We start from the raw sequence: 21,103 nt of genomic DNA, 5'->3' as shown, positions 1-21,103 counted from the left end.
TCAATTCCGCCCACCTCCACCAATCGTGGTCGGTGGATTGAACTACACACCGCGGCACCCGCCACCAGTGCTATCGTAGTACCCATCAAGCAAACGAGAGACGTAATGGATTACGAGACTCCTATCTGGACGGGGCCGCGCAAAGCCGCCCTGGTTGTTGAAATTCTGCAGGGCCGCACATCTGTGGCTTCTGCCAGCGCCGAAGCGGGCATTCCCGCAAGCACCCTGTCGCAATGGGTGGAACACGGCATGCGCAGCTTGGAGCAGGCGTTCCAATCCCTCGAGCAAACGCTACCCTCCTCCACTTCCCGTCCCACCGTCACCTCAGACACACGCACGCTGTATCTGGACCTGGACGGCGTCATGGCCGACTTCGATACTGGCTTCCCGGCCGTGTTCGGGTTGGACCACCGCCAACTGGAAGACGACGTGATGTGGGGGCATATCAACGGCCACGCGTCATTCTTCCGCGACCTGCCGCCGATTGCCGGTGCGATCGAATTCTTCCGCGCCATTGAACACCTGCACCCGGTGATCCTCACCGCCTGCCCGAAGAGCAACTACACCGTCGCTGCCACGCAGAAGCGTGCGTGGGTGCGTGAGCATCTTTCCCAAACCTGCCTGGTGCTGCCGGTGCTGGGCGGTGCCAACAAACCTTTGTTCATGCATCGGCCCGGCGATGTGCTTGTGGATGACTGGAGCGCAAACTGCGCTGCCTGGAATGCCGCAGGCGGTGTTGCGGTGAAGCACAGCGGGGATTGGAGTGCTACTTACGATGGGCTTGTGGTGGCTGGGGTGCTGTAACCGCTCGACGACGACACTGGGGCGGCAGCTCGACGAGGATGTCACCGTTCTCAGCACTCGACGGGATAGGCAACGGTCTGCGATCGTCGACATAGAATTCGATCGCCGTGGCCAAGCAGTCCACGGCGTTGGCCAACACGATGTCGATAGTGGCACCGCCCGTAATGGCCTCCGGGATGTCGCGGAAGGTCATGACGTAGTCGCCCTCCTTTCCGTCGATTTTGGCTGGGTAGCTGATAGACATTGCTGTTGATCCTCGATCCACAAACAGAGCTGCCTGCGGATGCTCCCACGCATGCTGAGTAAGAAGCCATACAACTTGCTGAGGCTTTGCCCCCCTTTGCATGTGACCGTGTCGACGACGAACAAAGCGCACTGCGCGCCATTACCGTCGGGACAACATATTCGAGAGGCATTGTCGTGGCGGCACAGCCGCTAGCGCGCAACTGAATCCTGCAATCCAAGGGCACGATTGGACCTCGGCGAAGGTGCCAGTCGTGCGGAATGTGTTGTGGATCAACAAGAAAACTCATTTGCAGCCCAAGTCAGGGCCAGGACCTCCAGCAGCAACAAGCGAGGTCAATCCCTCGTTCTGGGACGCACACCGGCGGTACTGCGCATGCTTTCGGTCCCAGACCTACCACTCAGGATGACTACCGGAGTTCTGCACAAGATCCTGACCGGCAAAGGTGGGCAACGCGATGGCATCGCGCCTCACCAACTTGAGAAGCTACCCGAGTTCCTGGATGAGCCAATTGCCGTGCTCGAGTCGGCCACAGTCGGCTCAGCCATTGTGGTGCTGACAACAGCAAGAGCAGCCTCGGGAGTGCTGATTGCATCAATCAGCCAGGCCCGCCGGGACGGTAACGCGATTGTGAATCTGGTCACCAGCGTGTATGCCAAGGAACGTCAAAGCTGGATTGCTGAGCAAGTTGCCGCGAACAGGCTCATGTATATGGACAGAAAAAAGGGCTTTGACACCCTGGAAGTCTCAGGCCACGCGCTGAACTGCGTGACGGAGCCAGGTAGTCAAAGCCCTGCACCGCGAAAGATACTCCTTCCTGAGGATCTGCGCAACTTCCGTAAAGCAGCGAGGGATCATCGATTCAGTGTGATACCAAGTAGTGCCACCTTGGTATCAACCGGAGACGAGCCCGGTAGCGTCGGTCGACAGACGACGGCTGAAAGCGGTGATCGGCCGGGTGAAGCATGAAATTGGACGCAGAAGCGTGCCTCGCGTTCGGTGGTCATGCGTTACGGAAGTAACGATTGCCATCGGCGGTCGTCTTTCGACCGACCCTACCAGGGTCCCGGCGCGTTCCAATGCGTCTCGCTGCGGCACTTGGGCAGATCAGGTCACTACGCGCTTCTGCACGAAAGCATGCTTCAACCCTGGCATCCGGGCCACCAGCCGTTCACCCTCCTCCACCTTCATCCGCCCACAGGCATCGACAACCAAGTGCTCCAAGGCCGGGAACAGGTCTGGAACGACAGCTAGACTGCTCATGTTGCGACATTGATGGATCCCGAGCCTGCGCACGTTGGGCAGCACCGGCAGGCTGTCCAGACTGGCAGGATTGCACCAGTTGATACCAAGCTCCTGCAGGGTGGTCGGCAACTGCAATCCGGCAAAACTGGCGTGCTTGGGGGCGTAGCGCCACAGGTGCAACATTTTCAACGACAGGGTCTCCACGCCCGTATCGCGCGCACGGTATTCCCACACCATTTCCCGCAGTGATGGCAGTCGTTCGAACGCGACAGGCGGGCGTCGCGGGTGGATGCCGAAGCTCTCGAGCTGTTGAAGTGCATACAGGCCGTCGATGTTCTTCAGGTGGATGTCCCAGAACCATACATGCCGCAGATGCGGAAGCTGTTCCAGTGTGTCGAGGGAGGTCTCGTTGAAGCCGAAGCTTGGGCTGCCGAAGACACCGAAGTAGTTACGCGACTGGACCTCTTGGATGCAGGCCTCGAGCATGGATGATTCGAGCCCGAGTCGGGTACCGCCCAGGTACGGGTCGTGGTTGAGGAGGAAACGGCCTTCCCGTGCGATGGGCATGCGTGCAGTCCTTGGCTTGGAGACAGGTGGTGTGTCTGCACCTGATTCTAGGGTCGATAGGGTCGATAGGGCCGATCACGCCATCACGCCATCTCGCCATCTCGCCATCTCGCCGGGTAGCGTCGGTCGACAGACGACGGCACATAGCGGTGATCAGTTCGGTAACGCATGACCTCGAACGTAGACGCGTGCCTTACGTTCGATGGCCATGCGTTACAGCAGTGATGGTTGATATCGGCGGTCGTCTATCGACCGACCCCACCAGAGCCCCATCACGTCCCAGCACATCCGAACCCGTCGCGTAGCGGCGTTCGGGTTGATTGCGTCGTTCTGCGCGACGCTCGTTTGCCACGCATCTCGACGTGCGCAGATCGTCGCGAACTACACAGAAAGCACCAATCCACCCGGTGTCACAGGTCATAAGCGACATGTTTCGTGCTGCAGCACACAACGCTACGGGACCCGATAGACGCTGCCTATTTCCATTGCATCGCGATGCCGCGCACGATTTCCAGACGGGGCGTCGAAACCCCTGCGAGTAAAGTGAGTGTGACCCGAGTCGGGAGGGTGGCTAATACAACACCCTCAATGGGGGAATACGCCCGCCGTTTTATCATTTTACTTGCACGGTTTCGAACCTCCCGACCCCTTGCCACCCGGCAAGGGGAACTACCGGAAGGAGATTCACGATGCAGATGCAGTTCGCAGGCGCGTTCGAAACCCCCAGCTGGAGGCACACCCCATGAGCAAGGATGTCGTGATGAAGGTACACCTGCCGCATGAGCAGCGCTGCCAGTTCCGCGAAGCCGCGCGCCGTTCCCACACCCACCCGTCGAATGCGCTGAAGAAGCTGGTGCGCGCCTACATCGAGCTGGACGCCGAACCGACCACGGTGCAGGTCACCGTGACGGTCGACAAGGCAAGTGGCAAAACCGGCGCGTAGCCCAGCGTTACGGGGTCGCGGCCAGCAGTGCCTTCAGAATCGCCTCTGATCGCCGCTGGCCGTACCCCTTGCCATACGCGCTGGAGGTAATGGCCACCACCAGCTGTCGGCTCGGCACCACATAGATCTTGTTGCCGCCGTTGCCCGACGCGAAACGCACGGGCACCGGCGTGCCGTTGATGTCATGGGTTTTGGCGTACCAGTAGTAGCCGTAGCCATCGGCATACGGGTCACTGTCGCCAATGGCCACATGCGGGGTCAGCGCATCGCGCAGCCACGCCGCGCTGACTATGCGCTTGCCTTGGTAGACCCCGTCGCTGCGCACCAGCTCGCCGAGGGTGGCGAAGTCGCGCGCACGCAACGACAGATTCCCCTGCCCCTTGGTGATGCCGGAAGCGTCACGTGCCCACTGCCATCGCTGGATGCCGAGCGGCGCGAACAGGTACTGGCGGGCGAACACGTCCATCGGCTTGCCAACTGCTTCCGTCACCACCACACCGGCCACATAGCTGGTCAGCGAGTTGTAGCGGTACTCCGTGCCCGGCGGCGCAGCGCGCGGCACGGTCAGCACGAAGGCCTTCGGGTCACGGGCGGCGTCCATGCGGTCCTCGTTGCCGGGAGAAGACGCCTCTTCGTCATCGGCCGCCAGCCCCGACCGCATGCTCAGCACGTCGCGCAAGGCCACCGGGCCAATCGCGGTTCCCGCCGCCTGCTTCCAGTAGCGCTGCACCGGCTGGTCGATCTGCAGCCGGCCCTGGTCGCGGGCGATGCCGACCAGCAGCGCAGTGACGCTTTTGCCCGCCGAGCGTACGTCGTGCAGCTCCTCGCGCGTGCCCCCGTTGTAGTAGCGCTCGGCCACCACCTGCCCCTGCTGCATCACCACCACCGCGCGCAGGTCGGGATGCTCGGTCTGGTCCCAGCGCGCGAGTACGGCGGTCAATGGTTCAGAGGGCGCAGCCGGTTCGGCGTGTGCGCCGAGGGCAGATACCGCACTCAACAGCAGGCACGACAGACGCAGCATGGCGACGCTCCTGGACCGGAATGCCGCTGACCCTACGGTCTTGGCGCAGCGCCTGCCCCTGCCATTGGTCCTGTAAACCTTTTGGGCGCAGCCATTTCAAGCCCTTCGCGAATTTTTCTGATTATTCCTATTAAGCCTGCGCTCGCCTGCGGTGATCGTACGCGCCCCTCCGCGCGGCATTCGTACGATGAATCACACCTCCCCTGCCTCCTCCGCCCCCTCAGCCCCGCGCTCGACGGCGTCGTTATCGCGCCCGGATCCCCTGCAGGAGTTACCACCGGCGGTACCCGGCCCTTCCCGGTTGCACCATCTGCATAACCGGGAGGGCATGGTGCCGCCCATCGTGTTGCCCTCCTCGACCGTCCCTTCCATGCAGGGACTGATCGGCGCACCGGCTGCGCAGTTCGACCTTCTGTCACAGATGCTGGCAGCGGGACCGGTCACCCTGGATCTGCTGCACACACTGCTGGCCGCCGAGGTCGCCGGCACATCGCTTGCCCGGCTGCTGGGCGACCACATGGCGGCACGCTGCGAGTTACCGGCAACGATGCCGGCGGCCGAGCAGAAGGCGTGGCGCGACGTGCTGCTGCATGCGCTGCGGTTGCCTGCACTGCAGTGGGAAGTGGCCGTGCTGGACCTGCGGCGCAGCTTGAGCCATACGCACGCACAGGAACACCCGCTGCTTACCGCGCTGCGTGATGCGCTGTATCGGCCACAGGACATGGCGCGGGATGCATGGCAGGCACTGGTGGCAGCCGAACCATTGGAAGACAGCCTGATGCTGGCGCTGGAGTACCAGAAGAAGGTGCTGCTCAAGAGCGACATGCACGCGCGCGGTGAGTGGGCCGCCTCGCAGTTGCAGACATTGACCCCTTTAGCCGACAGCCCCCATGTGCGCACCGCGCTGCGTGCCATGCGTCAGCGGGAGCAGCTGGAGCATGGCCTGCTGGATGCACGCGTGGGCCTGCAGCATCTGGTCGAACGCAATGCCGCGCCTCTCAGCACGATCGAATCCGGCTCGCCGTTGGCAGCCGCGGCCGGCACTGCCCCGGTGGTCGACGGTGACACGTCGCCCGCCGCCTGCGCGCTGGGCACATTGATGGTGCAGACGGCACGTTCGGCGACTGTGGCCCAGGAGCCGCCAGTGACGCCGGTAGGCCGCTTCGACACCGTTGCGCACGCGCTGACCTCAGCGCTCTACTTCCCGTTGAACCTGATGCACGTCAGCCAGGCGATGGCCGCCTCGGGTCGTACGGTCACTATGCATACCTGCATTCCGTTACCGGCTGATGTGCCGGCCGACACGCACGCCGAGGCGGTGACCGTGTTTCGCACAGCCTTGGATGGGTTGACCCGGGCAGCAACGACCCCAGCCGCACCCAATGACACCGCGCTGATGGCCTGCGCCCCGCAGACACGCTACGTCGCCGGTCTGCACATCGAGCAGGCGGCGCGGATCGTGGACTTCATGAGCACGCAGCAGCCGCAGGCGACCCATGCGAAGGATGCCCTGAACGCATTCGCCCACCTGTTCGGCAGGGCCAGGGCGGACGCGGGGGGGGCCGTCCCGCCAGCGCGCACCGCTGCGACGGCGAACGCAACGTGGCTTGCCAAGGATTGGCTGCCGCCCCGGGCACGGGCCGGTGCGTTGACCGATGAGGGCCAGGAAGCTGCCCAGCACCTCACTGCCCCAGCATTGCTGCCAGGAGCCGGCGCGCAGCTGTTCGGCCAGATGGCCGGCCCCGTGCCGCTGCTGCTGATGCAGGGGTTGATCGACCACGTTCCGAACCGCTCCTGGTGGCACGCGATCCCGGGCTATACCGCCCACTTCGCGCAGGGGCTGCTGCAGTCCATCACGGACCTGTTCGCACAGGGCGGCGAGCACCTGCACGGACGCCCACCGAGCGCCGAGGCGCTGGAACGCTTCTTCGGCACCGAACAGGGCATCGCGCTGTTCGATGCGATCAACCAGCTGCCGGAGCTGTCGACCTGGCAGGAGTATGAGATCGAGCGCGGTGGCCTGGAGGCGCAGATCTATGTGTTCATGCGCATGCTCAAGCAGCTGATGCGCAATGTGCACGCGCAACCGGACAGCCACAGCGACCCGGTTCACGCGCAGCAGGAGCACGACGCGCATTATCTTCTGGCCCGGATCGGCCTGGCCGCCGGCGAGCTGCTCGACGAGTACGACGAGAAAGCCCCCGACGCAGGCCGCACGTTCTTCCGCCGCGTGGTGGAAAAGACACGCCCCGGGGCATTGCATTCGCCTACACCGATCAATGCAACGGTGGTCAAAGCGCACGCCGAGCAACTGACCCCCACAAGGCACAGCTTCTGCCCACCCATCAAGGAAACGGAGCTGCGCCAATGGTGGGTGGATGTCGCCGCGCCGCTGCTGGGTGAAGAGGGCCTCCTGGTATTGACCGATGCCGCCCGCTGCCTGGCGCAGATCGCCGTGGTGCACAGCAGGACGCTCTACGGCGACGCGCGGCCACCGTGGCGAACCACGACGTCCGACATGTCCGAGTGGCGCGAACTGGCGGACCGCAGAGCGCGCAGCGGCAAGCAGGTGCTGACCTGGGAGGGCAGTCTGGGGCGGCTCTTCCACCGCACCGCGGGCATGCTGCATGACTGGATGCTGCTGCAGCAGGACCGGCCGCTCACCCCCAATGAACTCAACCTGGGAGTGCACCTGCGCCATCTGGTTGAGCCCCTGCAGCAGTTGTACAGCCAGCTTGAACTGCCGCTGCACGACGCAGACCCGTGGTATGCGGAGAGCCTGGGCCACTTCCAGGCGTTCTACCACCGGGTGGGCAATGAGTTCTGCGACCCCGATGGGCCGGGCCTGTCGCCCAACACGCCGGCACCCTCCCTGTCCTTGACAGAGTGGCTGGGCAAACAACCCGGGCATGCACTGGCGCAGGCCATCTGCCCGACGGACGCGCTCAGCCTGCGCGACGGGCTGGCGAACGCGATCCAGCGCGCGCTCATCTCCAGCAACGCAGCGGTCGGTGGCCGTCTCGACGCGTGGACGCTGATCGTAAACGGGCCGCATCTGCTGCAGCAGTGGCTGGACAGCGCGGAAGGCCGCACCGCCGTCGCCCGTTGGGTGGATGCAGTCAAGGACAACACAGTGCACAGCGGTGCGGTCGACAAGCGGGACCACGCGGGTTGGCAGGTGCACGCAGAGATGCTGCGCAAGGCGGTGCTGTCACAGCTGCCGCCCAGCGTGCAGCAGAAGATTGTCGCACTACTGGACGTGCCGACCTTGTTCGCCGGTGGCGCGGCACCGGTGCTGACTCTGGCACAGGCGCTGGCCGAGGCCGACCCGCTGCTGTTGCGTGAGCCGGAACAGGCACTGCTGCTGGCGCTGGCACTGCTTCCGGTGGACGCACCGGCAGACGCATCGCGGATGGCGCTGACGTTTCCGCTGTGGCCGCAGCCCTCAGCCCACGCGCCCACCACCAACAGCACCGGGCTTCTGATGGAACGCTGGTTCCAGCGTCCTGCGCCCGCCCCGCTCGCGCCCACACCGTTGGACACGTCCGCCCTGCCCGACCTGCACACGCTGCTGCAACGCTGGGGGCTGGATGTGCTGCACAGCGCCGACCGCGATGCCGCCCTGCCCTCGGTCGAACTGTGGGACCTGATGTCACGCACCCAGGGGTTCGCGGAACTGGGCCAGCAGTTGCTGCGACAGACCGACTGGGCCGGCGCGAACGAGGACCGCCCGTCCTCACCGCAGGGCGCACAGAGGCTGGTCGCGCAGGCGCTGCTTGAACGCTACGTGGGGCACGCGCAGATCGACGCACTGCGCGCTGAACTGAAGGACCCGAAGCACGTACACCGGACCTTCGTCGAATGGCAGGCGCACGTCGCGGCCCTACTGGCCAAGCGCCACCCACATGCACCACCGGCCGCACGCAACCTGCTGCAGTGGCTGCTGCTGAGCGAACTGCAGCAGCCGGCACTGCTGGTCCGCAACATTCCGGAGGGCATCAGCCCGGGCTCGCTGGCGGGCAGCACCTTCCTGCACAGCGTCGCGCTGCTGGAGGCGCTGCAGCCCGGTGCCAGCGGGCGGGTCAGCTACGTGCAGGTGGCCGGTCTGGCCGCCGCACTGTCGGCCCCTTCCTCGCAATCCGGTGCACACGATGCCCTGCATGCCAGCTGGGCGCGCGCCATGCTGCAACCGGCATTGCTTTACGCCGTCGCACAGGGACAGCTGCCGGAACTGGAACGCCTGGACCAGGTGACGCCGGAACAGGCCAACCGCGCACTGGACTATCTGAAGCAGGCGCAGGATGCGCACGCAGCGCACCTGGCATTGATCGCGCAGGCACCGCCGACGCGCCGGAAGATCGCCGAACAGAAGCTCAAGGCGACGGGGCTGGACCCGGCACTGTGGCCGTTACCGATTGACCAGATCGGAATCCCGGTGCTGGAATCGCATGGCATCACCCCAGGCACGCACCTGCAGAACCAGGAAGAAGCGCTGTCGCTGTCGATTCCGAAGGGGCTTGGCGCGCTGGATGGCGATGTGATGACGCTGCTGAGCGCAAACGACTCCCTGCTGAACCTGGTCGCTGCCGACGCCTATCACTGCGCCGGGCAGTCGACCACCCTGCAGCAGTTCGATGAGGCATTCGCGATGTACCGCACGGCAGTGGAACAGGGTCTGGGCGGGTTCATTGAAGCCCTGCTGCAGGCGCTGCCGCCGGAAGACCGGGACGTGCTGCGCAGCAGCCAGTGCACACCGTTGCAGGTACATGCGTTCGATCAGGACGCCACCCAGGGGTTGCTGCTGCGGTGCCAGCCCGGCGGTAACGCCGAGGCGGTGTACTTCGAGATCCTGCCGCGCGCCGGGCTGATCCGCCGCGCGGTGGTGGACCCGCAGCTGGGGGCCTGCGTGGACGCGCAGGGCCTGATCGACGGCAGCATCGCCATCCATCGCGCGGACCGCCTTGCGCCTGTGAGCGATCTGACGCTGACGCCGCTGGCGGACGCAATGCGCATGAGCGACCCGGATGTCATGCACGTGCTGGCGATGGCTGCCGCCAAGCCGCTCTGGGATGCACACCTGGATGAAGTGAAGAAACTGGAGCTCAGCCATCACACGCCACTGGAGCAGGTGCTGGACAAGGAAGAGGCCTTCCTGAAGAAAGCCGCTGAGTTCACGATTCCGTTCTTCGCCTGTGGCGAGGACCTGGTGAACGGCGAAACCGGGAAGGCCGCGCTGGATTGCGGTGTGGATGTGCTGGGCAATCTGATTCCCGGTGCGGAATTCGCCCGCAGCATGGTACGCATCGTGGCCGAGGCCGGCACGCACACGGTGGTTTCGCTGGCCACGCATACCGGTGAAGCACTCGGGAAACTGGCCGGCGAGTTGCTGCGCAACAGCGGTGCCGGGCTGGTCTACGACATCGGCAAGGGTACGCTGCGGCTGGGTGGCCAGGCATGGGAGCAGGCACTGCGCGGTGCCGGTTGGCTGCGCGGTGTGCTGCGCGGCGAACGTGCACTGGGTGCGGCCGCGCACAGCGTGGAGGCCGAGCTCGCCCTCGGCACCGCCACGCAGGAACTACTGACCTCATTCGAGCTCGATTTCGAGCTGAGCGATGCCACGCTGGCGGTGGGTCAGGTCGACAGCGGGCCGATGACGCTGATGATCAGCGGGCCGGATGGCTGGTATCGCTTCGATCCCATCGCCGGTGCTGCCTTTGGTCCGCGATTGCAGCAAGTGCGCCTGGTCCACCCGATGCCTGAGTTCATCCCGGGCGAGGTGGTGGAGAATGGCGTGCGCCTGCAGCTGGGCGACGCCACCGATGCGCGCTTCGTGGAGCACGGCGACAACCAGTGGGAAGTCTGGATCGGCGATACCCCGTATCTGCTGGATCCCAGCGACGGCTCATTGCGCCTGCGTGAGGTGCATGGCGGCGAGATCGGCGAACTGCAGGAACTGGACGTCACCGGCTGCCGGGAGCCGCGCGGCATTGAAAGTGTGGAAACTGAAGCGGCGGAGGCCAGCTGCGTCCGGCCGACCCAGCTGCGCTTCGTGCCGGATCGTCTGGTGCCACTGCCGGAGTCACCCACCTCCAACGAGCTGCTGCCTCACGCGTTCGGCTATCGCAGCTACAGCCCGGCCGACATGAAACCGCTGGACGGATTCACCCTTCCCGGTGGCAAGACACAGAAGCCGGTGATGGTGCACGACGGAAAACTGCAGAAGTGGGACTCACGGACGTCCCCGCAGGGCCGGGTGATGCCGCCCAAGCTGGAGCCGCTGACGCCGGAAGAAGCGCAGGCGCTGGGCGTACCCGAACAGGTGAAGTACCTGTCCCGGATGGAAGGAAAGCTGGTACCGGATTCACTGCTGGGTCTGAACAAAGACATCAGCAGCTTCGACCGCATGCGGGTGAACCGAAAGCTGCCTGTCATCACCCTGGGGCCGATCGCCGAAGGCGTGCAGGACAGCCGCGAACTGCGCGGCGTGCACATGCTGGTCGACGGCAAGCCGTCCATATGCATCGAGCCGGATCGCAGCGTGTACTACGTGGCACCGGTGCCGGACTACAGCGGCGACACGCTGCACTTCGTCCCGTTGACGAATCCCGACGACATCGCGATGTACCTGCGGCAGTCCGAACGGAACCGTTTGCTACGCGAGAACCCGCAATCGATGCAGGTGCAACGCAACATCGCGGAGATGACCTTCAACTACCTGCGGCCGGGGTTCGAACCGCATGAGCTGGAACTGTATGACAGCTATGAGAAGTACGCGACGTATTGTGAGGAGAACGGAAAACCGAACGAGGTGAAGCAGTTCGCCCAGAGAGTGTTTTCGGGCGGGCCTGAGCAGAAGGAGTTCGTCTCGCTCAGCCGGCTGCTCATCCCGGACTGGAAGGCGCTGCAGACCTGCTCGAAGGAGGAACTCCAGCACGTCGCCGACATGCTGAACACCGTGCTCCCGGTGGAGGGCAAGGAAGCGGAATGGGTGCCGCTCACCGCCGACAACCTGGTACTGCCGGAAACCGCACAGGACCTGATCAAGCACGTCAGCGGCGCAAACTTCGCCTACGCCGAGGTGAAAACCACGCAAGGCACGATCGTGATCGGATCACTCTCGGGCGGCAAGCTGGCGCGCAAGCTCAATCTGAACCTGCCGGAATCGACCGCGGGGACCCGCTACGTGGATGCGCGCGATGCCGGCGTCCCGGAAAATCCCGTGTTCGCCACCCTGCCTGTGCTGCGAACCCCGGAGGGCCGGGCCATTGTGTTCGACCGCGGCGGTGATTCTGAAAACTGGATCTTCCGCTACCTGCTGTCACTGCTGGACGCCAAAGACCCTGCGGTGCGCCTGCTGCCCAGCGACATCCTGGAGGTGAACCTGGTGAGCTTCCTCAACACCTGTTCCAGCTGTGGCGGCGTGGTGCTGCCCACTGTCATGCAGGAGCTCAAGAAGCGGGGATCGGAGGCGAAGGCCTCGGTCCGCTACCTGCTGGAGTATGAGAAATGAGCGGGAGAATCGACATTTCGCCAACCCGCGCATAGTCGCCGGCGCGTAACCGTGCGACGCTTGGAATCGTTTTCATGGAATGGAGGGATTCCAATGCGGTCGATTCGAAAGCGCCACGCCCTGTGGCTTGCGTTTGCCCTGGCGCTGCCCCTGGGCAGCGTGCAGGCCCGTTCACCCGCACCCGCAGCCGAACGGCTGCGGGTGATGTCGTTCAACGTGCGCACCCCGGTGGATACCGAACCGGGGCGGCGCTGGGATGACCGTCGCGATGCGATGGTTTCCCTGCTCCAGAAAGAGAAGCCGGCGGTGTTCGGCACCCAGGAGCTGGTGCAGAAGCAGGCCGAGTACCTGACCGCGCACCTGCCCGGCTACCGCTGGTTCGGCCAGGGGCGGCGCGGGGACGACGGCGACGAACACATGGGCGTGTTCTATGACAGCGCCCAGCTGAAGGTGGTGGAATCAGGCGACTTCTGGTTGTCCGATACACCGGAAGTGGCCGGTAGCATCAGCTGGGGCAATCTGTTCCCGCGCATGGTGACCTGGGCGCTGTTCGAGCGCGCGGCGGATGGTCAGCGCTTCTACCTGCTCAATACCCACCTGCCCTATCGGGATGAAGATGAGCCGCGCCGGGTGAAGGGGGCGAAGGCGATCGTGGCGCGGTTGCAGCAGTTGCATGCCGGGGTGCCGGTGCTGGTGACCGGGGATTTCAACAGCGAACCCGGCAGCGAGACCTATGCGACCTTCACTGCAGCGCTGGAGGATGCGCGCAAGGTGGCGGCGAAGGTCGAAGGGCCGCGGCTGACGTTCCATGATTTCAGTGGCACGCCTACGACCGAGCTGGATTGGATTCTGGTGCGGGGGGTGAAGGTGTTGAAGTTTGTGACGTTGGATGACAAGCCCGGTGGGGTGTTGCCTTCGGATCATTTCCCGGTGATGGCGGAGGTGGTGTTGCCGGCGGGGCGTTGAACGGGGTTGGACCGCGAAGCCACGCAGGGCGTGGCTCTACGCGGACCTTCATGGTAGAGCCACGCCCTGCGTGGCTGCCGTCGGTCAGCGTGCACGGCGCAACCGCTCCAGCGCGCGGCACAGCGCGAGGTGCTGTTCGCGTGCTTGGTAGATGCGCGCACTGACGGCCAGAAACAGGCCAATCGCCACGACGCCGAGTTCCAGCAACGCGTCAGGCAGACGGGCGAATCCCAACGTGACGGCCAGCACGGCCAGGATCAACAGCAGCACGACGCCTGCTGAAAGGCTCGCCGCGCCCATGCGATTGTCGTCCTGGTATTGCGGATGCATCGGCACACTTCCTGTGGTGGGGTGCCTATTTAGCCTTGTGATGGCGCAGCGCGTCAGAGGCAATGCCGTCAATGCGGCGTCGCCCTGCACGCGGTCGCGGGAAAAACCTACATGAAGGGGAAGGACGGTGTTGCCGCCCTTCCCCACCGCCTCAGCGCATCGTGCCGGCGATGGCCGGCGGCGTGGCATCACGCTGCTGGCCCCAGCCGCCGAGCGCCTTGTACACACCCACCACACTGACGTTCACCGTCGACTCGGCAGCGGCCAGTGCATCGTCGGCCGCGAGCTGGGTGCGCTGCGCATCGAGCAGAGTCAGGAAATCTTCCGACCCTTCGCGGTAGCGGATCTGCGCCAGCTGCTCGGCACGACGTGCGGCCTGCGCCTGTTCGACCACGATGCCCAGACGCGCCTGTTGCTTGGCATAACGCGTGAGCGCGTTCTCGGTGTCCTCCAGTGCCAGCAGCACCGCCTTTTCATACTCGGCGGCGGCACCGTCGGCTTGCGCCTTGCTTGCGCGCAGGCGTGCCTTCACCGTTCCGAAATCGAACGCGGCCCAGCTGATCGACGGAGTTACCGACCACGCCTTGTTGTTGCCGTTGACCAGGCCACTGGCGTCGCCGGACAGGAAGCCGACGAAACCACTCAGGCTGATCCGCGGGAACAGGTCGGCGGTGGCCACGCCGACCCGCGCGGTGGCGGCGGCGAGGCGACGTTCGGCACTGCGCACGTCGGCACGCTGGCGCAGCAGGTCGGTGGTGTCACCCAGCGGCAGTGCCTTGGCATAGGCCGGCACTTCCTGCGGCTGCAGACGCGCATCCAGTGCATCCGGACGCTGGCCCAACAGCACGGCCAGGCGATGGCGCGACTGCACTTCCGCCACTTCCAGCAGCGGGATGTCGGCTTCAATCGCCTTCAACCGCGCACGGCTGCTCTGCACGTCCAGTTCGCTGCCGGCACCGAGTTCCCAGCGCGCTTCGGTCAGGCGCTGGGTTTCGCGCAGGTTGACCAGGGTGCGCTGGGCGACGTCGATACGCTTCTGGCTGCCACGCAGTTCGAAGTAGTTGCGTGCCACTTCCGCAGCGACCGTGACCTGGGCATCCGCGAGATTGTCCTGCTCGGCACCGAGATCAGCACGCGCCGCTTCGGCGGCACGGCGCTGGCGACCAAACAGGTCCAGCTCCCAGCCGGCGTCGAAGCCAAGCTGGTAGGTTTCACTGAAGATGCGCTCGCCACCGGCGGTTGCGTCCGGCTGCTTGCGGCGGTCGTAACTGCCACCGGCGGTGACGTGCGGCAGCTGGTCCAGACGCTGCTCGACGAACACCGCGCGCGCTTCACGCACACGGGCCATGGCGATGCGCAGGTCCAGGTTGGCTCCGAGCGCATCGTGCACCAGCCCTTCCAGCACCGGATCATCGAACTGGGCCCACCAGCTGGCTACGGGCGATGCGCTGGTGAACACCTCAGCTGCCGCCCCCTGCAGCACCACCGGCTGTGCCGGCGGTGCCTGGTAGTTGGGGCCGACGCTGACGCAGCCGGCCAGCAAGGCGCTGGTCACGGCCGCGGTCAACACACGGATCACCATGGCAGCACCTCACCCAGGTAGGTGAAGCTGCCGTTCGGGCCATCGGCACCGATCAACGCCATGCCGACGCTGGAACGCGCACCTTCGCTGATCTCGATTTCGCCCTCGCCACCGTTCATGTCGGTTTTCACGTAGCCGGGGTGCACGGTGTTGACCTTGGTGGTGCTGTCACGCAGCTCATAGGCCAGCTGCACGGTCCAGGCGTTCACCGCGCTCTTGGAGGCGTTGTACGCCGGCACCGCGAAACCGTAGATCGGCGAGCCCGGCTGACTGTGCAGGGTCAGCGAGCCGAGGATGCTGGACACGTTGACGATGCGGCCGGCCGGTGAAGCCTTCACCAGCGGCAGGAACGCATTGGTCACCGCGACCACCGCGAACACGTTGGTTTCGAACGTGGTGCGCCAGGTGTCCAGGCTCTGCTGCGACGGGGCCAGCGAGGTGTCGTCGACCAGGATGCCGGCGTTGTTGACCAGGATGTCGAGGTGGCCGTGGCGCTCGGCCACGGTCTTTACGGCGGCCTCGATGCTGGCGCTGTCGTTGACGTCGAGCTGGATGGCTTCCACCGGCAGCCCTTCAGACTGCAGCTTGAGCGCGGCAGCGACGGCGGTGTCGCGGTTGCGGCCGGCCAGCAGCGTGTGCACGCCGGCCTGGGCCAGCTGGCGCACGGTTTCCAGGCCGATGCCACGGGTGGCACCGGTGACGAGGGCGATCTTCTGGGTTTCAGTCGTCATTTCAATAACCTCGTGGGGAATGGATCAGTGATGGTGGACGGTCGGTGCGCCGTGGCTGACCAGCTGGCCGCCGCCCTTGCGGGTGACCAGCTTGCGCAGCGCCACGTAGAACACCGGGGTCAGGAACAGACCGAACAGGGTGACGCCCAGCATGCCGGCAAACACCGTGATACCCGTAACCGAGCGCACCTCGGCACCGGCACCATGCGACAGCACCAGCGGCACGGTGCCGGCGATGAAGGCGATGGAGGTCATCACGATGGGACGCAGACGCAGACGGCAGGCTTCCAGCGCGGCTTCGACAATGCCCTTCCCGCCCATTTCCAGTTCGCGGGCGAACTCGACGATCAGGATCGCGTTCTTGCACGCCAGGCCCATCAGCACCACCAGGCCGACCTGCACGAACACGTTGTTGTCACCGCCGGTCAACCATACGCCGAACAGGGCGGAAAGCAGCGTCATCGGCACGATCAGGATCACCGCCAGCGGCAGCGACCAGCTTTCATACAGCGCCGCCAGCACCAGGAAGGCGAGCAGGATGGCGACCGGGAACACGATGAACGCGGCGTTGCCCTGGGTGGCCTGCTGGTAGCTCAGGTCGGTCCACTCGGTGGTCATGCCGGCCGGCAGCACCTGCCCGGCGATTTCGGTCAGCTTGTTCATGGCTTCGGCCGAGGACAGCAGGCGCGGGTCGGCTTCGCCGGCCAGGTCGGCGGCCGGGTAGCCGTTGAAGCGCAGCACCGGGTCGGGGCCGTAGGTTTCCTTCACGGTCACCATCGAGCCGATCGGCACCATTTCGCCACGGTTGTTGCGGGTACGCAGCTTGCCGATGTCCTCGACCTTGTCACGGAACTGGCCGTCGGCCTGGGCGATCACCTGCCAGGTACGACCGAACTGGTTGAAGTCGTTGACGTACGACGAACCCAGGTAGGTCTGCAGGGTGTCGAACAGTTCGGTCAGCTCCACGCCCTGGGCCTTGGCCTTGACGCGGTCCACTTCCGCATCCAGCTGCGGCACGTTGGCCTGGTAGCTGGTGATCGGGAAGGCCATGCCCGGGGTCTGCGCAACGGTGCCCTGCATGGCCTGCACGGCATTCTGCAGCGCGCCGTAACCCAGGTTGCCACGGTCCTCGATGAACATCTGGTAGCCGTTGCCGTTACCCAGGCCGAGGATTGGCGGCGGCATCATCGCGAACGCGAAGCCCTCGCCCAGCCCGGCGATCTTCTGGTTGATCTCGGCATTGATCTCCGCCGCGGTACGGCCGTTGCGCTCGTTGAACGGCTTGAGCGGAATGAAGGCAACACCCGTGTTCGGCGTGTTGGTGAACTGCAGCGCGTTCAGACCCGGGAACGAAATGGTATGCGCCACGCCGTCGGTTTCCTGGGCGATCTTGGCCACCTTGCGCAGCATTTCATCGGTGCGGGCAATGGACGAGCCTTCCGGCAGCTTCACACCGGCGATCAGGTACAGCTTGTCCTGGGTCGGGATGAAGCCCGGCGGCACAATCTTGAAGATGAAGCCGGTACCGACCAGCAGCACCGCATAGACCACGAACACCGCACCGCGACGGCCGAGGATCTTGGCCACGCTGCGCTCGTACTTCTCCGAGCTGGACTTGAAGAAGCGGTTGAACGGACGGAACACCCAGCCGAACAGACGGTCGATCAGGCGGCTCGGGCCATCCTTGGGCGCACCGTGCGGCTTGAGCAGACGCGCGGCCAGCGCCGGCGACAGGGTCAGCGAGTTGATCGCCGAGATCACCGTGGAAATCGCAATGGTGACCGCGAACTGCTTGTAGAACTGACCGGTCACGCCGGACAGGAACGCCATCGGCACGAACACCGCGCACAGCACCAGCGCGATCGCGATGATCGGGCCGGACACTTCCTTCATGGCCTGGTGCGCGGCAGCCGTGGGCGAAAGCCCCTCTTCAATGTTGCGCTCGACGTTCTCCACCACCACGATGGCGTCGTCGACCACGATGCCGATCGCCAGCACCAGACCGAACAGGCTCAGCGTGTTGATCGAGAAGCCCAGCACATACAGCGCGGCGAACGTACCCACCACCGACACCGGCACGGCGATCAGCGGAATGATCGAGGCACGCCAGGTCTGCAGGAACAGGATCACCACCAGCACCACCAGGGCGATGGCTTCGAGCAGGGTGGAGACCACGGCCTTGATCGAATCACGCACGAAGATGGTGGTGTCGTACACCGCTTCGTACTTCACGTCGGCCGGGAAGGTCTTCTGCATCTCGTCCATGGTGCCGATCACCGCATCGCGGATCTCCAGCGCATTGGCCCCCGGGGCCTGGAAGATGCCGATACCCACGGCGTTCTTGCCATCCAGCTGCGAACGCAGGGTGTAGTCACCGGCACCCAGCTCGACGCGGGCGACGTCGGACAGACGCACCACCTCGCCGTCTTCGCCGGCCTTGAGCACGATGTCGCCGAACTCCTGCTCGCTGCGCAGGCGACCCTGGGCATTGATCAGGGTCAGGAACTGGCTGTTCGGCATCGGTTCCGCACCGAGCTGGCCGGCCGACACCTGCACGTTCTGCTCGCGCATCGCGCGCACCACGTCGCTGGCGGTCAGGCCACGAGCGGCCACCTTGTCCGGGTCCAGCCAGGCGCGCATGGCGTAGTCACCACCACCGAAGATCTGCGCATCACCCACGCCCGGAATCCGGGCAAGCGCGTCCTTGACGTGCAGGCGGGCGTAGTTGCGCAGGTACAGGGTGTCGTACTTGCCGTTCGGCGAGGTCAGGTGCACCACCATCAGGAAGGTCGGCGACTGCTTCTGGGTGGTGACACCCTGGCGGCGCACGTCTTCGGGCAGGCGCGCCTGCGCCTGGGCGACGCGGTTCTGCACCTTCACCGCGGCATCGTCCGGGTCGGTGCCCGGGCGGAAGGTGACGGTCATCTGCAGCACGCCGTCCGAACCGGCGACCGACTTGATGTACATCATGCCTTCCACGCCGTTGATGGCTTCTTCCAGTGGCGTGGCCACAGTTTCAGCAATCACCTTGGGGTTGGCACCCGGGTAGACGGTACGCACCACCACCGACGGCGGCACCACTTCGGGGTACTCGCCGATCGGCAGGATCGGTATGGAGATCAGGCCAGCGGCGAAGATCACAATCGACAGCACCGCCGCAAAAATCGGCCTGTCGATGAAGAAACGGGAAAAGTCCATGAGGGGATTCCTGGAGGTTTTCGCCAACGCCGGCATGCAGAACCTCGCCACGGCCGCTGGCGACCGTGGAAACGAGCTCCCCTGCATGGGGCGCGACAGATGTAGAGCCGGGCCATGCCCGGCTGCACGTTATTTCAGAGCAACCGCAGGTGCCGGCTTGGCTTCGGCCTGCATCGCCACCGCCTTGGCCTGCACTGGCATGCCCGGCATGAACACCTTCTGCACGCCGTCGATGATCACGCGGTCGCCGGCCTTCAGACCCTGCTGCACGATACGCAGGCCTTCAGCACCGCGACCGAGCACGATGTCACGACGCTGTGCGGTGTTCTTGTCGTCCACCACGTACACGTACTTGCGGTCCTGGTCGGTGAGCACGGCCTTTTCATCGATCAGCATGGCCTCGAATTGGCCACTGCCGAGCAGCTGCACGCGGGCGAACAGGCCCGGAGTGAAGGCGCGGTCGGCGTTGTCCAGCAGCGCACGCACACGAATGGTGCCGGTGCTGCGGGTGACCTGGTTGTCGAGGAAGTCGACCTTGCCGGTGTGCGGGTAGCCTTCCTCACCAGACAGGCCGACCTTCACCGGCAGTTCGCTGTCACGCTCACTCGGGCGTTCGCCCTTGCGCGCCATCTGTGCGTAACGCAGGAAGGTGCCTTCGTCGGCATCGAAGTACACGTGCACGGTGTCCAGCGAAACCAGCGTGGTCAGCACGCTGGCGCTGTCGCCGGCGGTGACCAGGTTGCCGGCAGTCACCATCGCGCGACCGGCGCGGCCGTTGATCGGCGCACGCACCTTGGTGAACTCCAGGTTCAGTGCGGCGGCGTCCAGTGCCGCCTGCGCGGCCTGCACGGCGGCCCCGGACTGATCGGCGGCGGCGCGACGCTGTTCCCAGGTTTCAGTGGAGATGGCCTGCTGGTCGGACAGCTTCTTGGCGCGGTCCGATTCGCTGCGGGCCAGGCTGGCCTGGGTGCGGGCGCGGGTCAGCTCGGCACGGGCGCGGTCGTACTCGGCCTGGTAGCTGCGGGCGTCGATGGTGAACAGTACGTCCCCCTTCTTCACCTCTTCGCCTTCGGTGTAGTTGACCTTGTCGATGTAGCCGCTCACGCGCGGACGCAGCTCGACGCTCTGCACGGCTTCAACGCGGCCGCTGAAGTCGTCCCACTGGCTGACCGGCTTGATCAGCACCGGTGCGGCGGTGACCTGCGGCGGCGGCGGCGCGGCGGTTTCAGCGTGGCTGCCGCTGCAGCCGACCATCACCGCCAGGGCCAGGGCGGTCACGGTACCCAGCGCAACGCGCCGGACAATCGGAGTAGAGGAGGAAAGGTTCATGGGAATCATCCGTAGGGGGTGGTAACGGGGAAGCAGTTGCAACAGGGGGCGCATGTTCGGACCTCAACAATGGTTGAGGTCAAGCCATGTCGAGCGAGTTTTTCCAGGGGGCCGGGCCGCTCATCTTCAGCAGGCCCTTGGGCAGGACGCTGTCGCGCGTGTCACAGCGCAGGAACGGGCGGGTGTCGCGGCAGTCATCCAGCACCGACACCACGCGGCGGCCGACGGCCAGCGCGCTGGGCCATTCGGCGCAGGCATTGGCGGCATTCACCGGGGTACACACCGGGTGCGTTACCTCCAGCATCTGTGCACGCACGCCGACACCCTGTGCTTCTTCGTGCAGCACCTGCACGAACATACGCAATGCGGCCGAAGCCACCGAGGTGTCGCCGTGACCGGCCCAGGGACGCATGCCGCACGGGCTGCCGATGACCACGTAGTGGGCACCGCCGGCGCGCGGCTGCAGCAGCGGCAGCAGGTGATGGGCGGCGTTGACGTGCGGCATCAGGTCGGTGTGCAGGCGCTGCTGCAGCCAATCGGCGGACTGGTCCAGCAGCCGCGCCGAACGCAGCGGTGCGCCGAGACTGGCGATCACCGCGGCGAGCGCACGCGGACGCTGGGCGATGCGTTCGG

General features: G+C 65.2%; 14 protein-coding genes. 5 read left to right on the top strand and 9 right to left on the bottom strand.

Going from position 1 to position 21,103, the window contains the following annotated elements:
* Nucleotides 1–105: 105 nt before the first annotated feature.
* The gene (locus tag RT551_RS16495) at nucleotides 106–804 is read left to right on the top strand and encodes a hypothetical protein (RefSeq protein ID WP_313460648.1); all 699 of its coding nucleotides are present in this window, start codon (nucleotides 106–108) and stop codon (nucleotides 802–804) included.
* Here the strand turns inward: RT551_RS16495 and RT551_RS16490 are convergent.
* Complete coding sequence (locus RT551_RS16490; protein ID WP_313460647.1) at nucleotides 767–1,048, bottom strand: hypothetical protein; 282 nt, start codon at nucleotides 1,046–1,048, stop codon at nucleotides 767–769. The two genes, RT551_RS16495 and RT551_RS16490, sit on opposite strands and share 38 nt — an antisense overlap.
* A 405-nt stretch (nucleotides 1,049–1,453) precedes the next feature.
* Here RT551_RS16490 and RT551_RS16485 point away from each other — a divergent pair, with 405 nt between their 5' ends.
* On the top strand, nucleotides 1,454–2,017 hold the full coding sequence (locus RT551_RS16485; protein ID WP_313460645.1) for a hypothetical protein: 564 nt from the start codon (nucleotides 1,454–1,456) through the stop codon (nucleotides 2,015–2,017).
* A 138-nt stretch (nucleotides 2,018–2,155) separates the two neighbouring features.
* Here RT551_RS16485 and RT551_RS16480 read toward each other — a convergent pair whose 3' ends face one another.
* Complete coding sequence (locus RT551_RS16480) at nucleotides 2,156–2,860, bottom strand: hypothetical protein (protein WP_313460643.1); 705 nt, start codon at nucleotides 2,858–2,860, stop codon at nucleotides 2,156–2,158.
* A 742-nt stretch (nucleotides 2,861–3,602) separates the two neighbouring features.
* Between RT551_RS16480 and RT551_RS16475 the strand changes: the two genes are divergently transcribed.
* Nucleotides 3,603–3,803 (top strand): hypothetical protein, encoded by a 201-nt coding sequence (locus tag RT551_RS16475; RefSeq protein WP_313460641.1) that lies wholly within the window; start codon nucleotides 3,603–3,605, stop codon nucleotides 3,801–3,803.
* Between the two features lie 7 nt (nucleotides 3,804–3,810).
* Here the strand turns inward: RT551_RS16475 and RT551_RS16470 are convergent, their stop codons facing one another.
* A complete protein-coding gene (locus RT551_RS16470; protein WP_313460639.1) occupies nucleotides 3,811–4,824 on the bottom strand; it encodes a serine hydrolase in 1,014 nt (337 codons plus the stop codon).
* A gap of 370 nt (nucleotides 4,825–5,194) precedes the next feature.
* Here RT551_RS16470 and RT551_RS16465 point away from each other — a divergent pair, with 370 nt between their 5' ends.
* Entirely contained in the window at nucleotides 5,195–12,334 is a 7,140-nt protein-coding gene (locus tag RT551_RS16465) for a hypothetical protein (protein WP_313460637.1), read from the top strand.
* A gap of 93 nt (nucleotides 12,335–12,427) precedes the next feature.
* On the top strand, nucleotides 12,428–13,300 hold the full coding sequence (locus tag RT551_RS16460; RefSeq protein ID WP_313460635.1) for an endonuclease/exonuclease/phosphatase family protein: 873 nt from the start codon (nucleotides 12,428–12,430) through the stop codon (nucleotides 13,298–13,300).
* An 84-nt stretch (nucleotides 13,301–13,384) separates the two neighbouring features.
* Here RT551_RS16460 and RT551_RS16455 read toward each other — a convergent pair whose 3' ends face one another.
* From RT551_RS16455 to RT551_RS16430, 6 genes are all read right to left on the bottom strand, one after another.
* Nucleotides 13,385–13,630, bottom strand: a complete 246-nt coding sequence (locus tag RT551_RS16455; RefSeq protein WP_313460633.1) for a hypothetical protein — start codon at nucleotides 13,628–13,630, stop codon at nucleotides 13,385–13,387.
* A gap of 151 nt (nucleotides 13,631–13,781) precedes the next feature.
* Nucleotides 13,782–15,212: an efflux transporter outer membrane subunit gene (locus RT551_RS16450; RefSeq protein ID WP_313460631.1), complete on the bottom strand. Its 1,431-nt coding sequence runs from the start codon at nucleotides 15,210–15,212 to the stop codon at nucleotides 13,782–13,784.
* Entirely contained in the window at nucleotides 15,206–15,943 is a 738-nt protein-coding gene (locus tag RT551_RS16445) for an SDR family oxidoreductase (protein WP_313460629.1), read from the bottom strand. Before RT551_RS16445 ends, RT551_RS16450 begins: the two co-directional genes overlap by 7 nt.
* Before the next feature lie 24 nt (nucleotides 15,944–15,967).
* Nucleotides 15,968–19,141, bottom strand: a complete 3,174-nt coding sequence (locus RT551_RS16440) for a multidrug efflux RND transporter permease subunit (protein WP_313460627.1) — start codon at nucleotides 19,139–19,141, stop codon at nucleotides 15,968–15,970.
* A gap of 129 nt (nucleotides 19,142–19,270) precedes the next feature.
* Nucleotides 19,271–20,470, bottom strand: coding sequence for an efflux RND transporter periplasmic adaptor subunit (locus RT551_RS16435; RefSeq protein ID WP_313460625.1), 1,200 nt, complete (start codon nucleotides 20,468–20,470; stop codon nucleotides 19,271–19,273).
* Between the two features lie 79 nt (nucleotides 20,471–20,549).
* Nucleotides 20,550–21,103, bottom strand: a 554-nt coding sequence (locus RT551_RS16430; RefSeq protein WP_313460623.1) for an SDR family NAD(P)-dependent oxidoreductase, incomplete at its 5' end; no start/stop codon positions are given.

Origin of the sequence: Stenotrophomonas sp. (assembly GCF_032103445.1) — a bacterium.
Lineage (GTDB): Bacteria > Pseudomonadota > Gammaproteobacteria > Xanthomonadales > Xanthomonadaceae > Stenotrophomonas.
The sequence above is the reverse complement of the archived record's forward strand: the minus strand, read 5'-3'. Positions and strand labels throughout refer to the sequence as shown.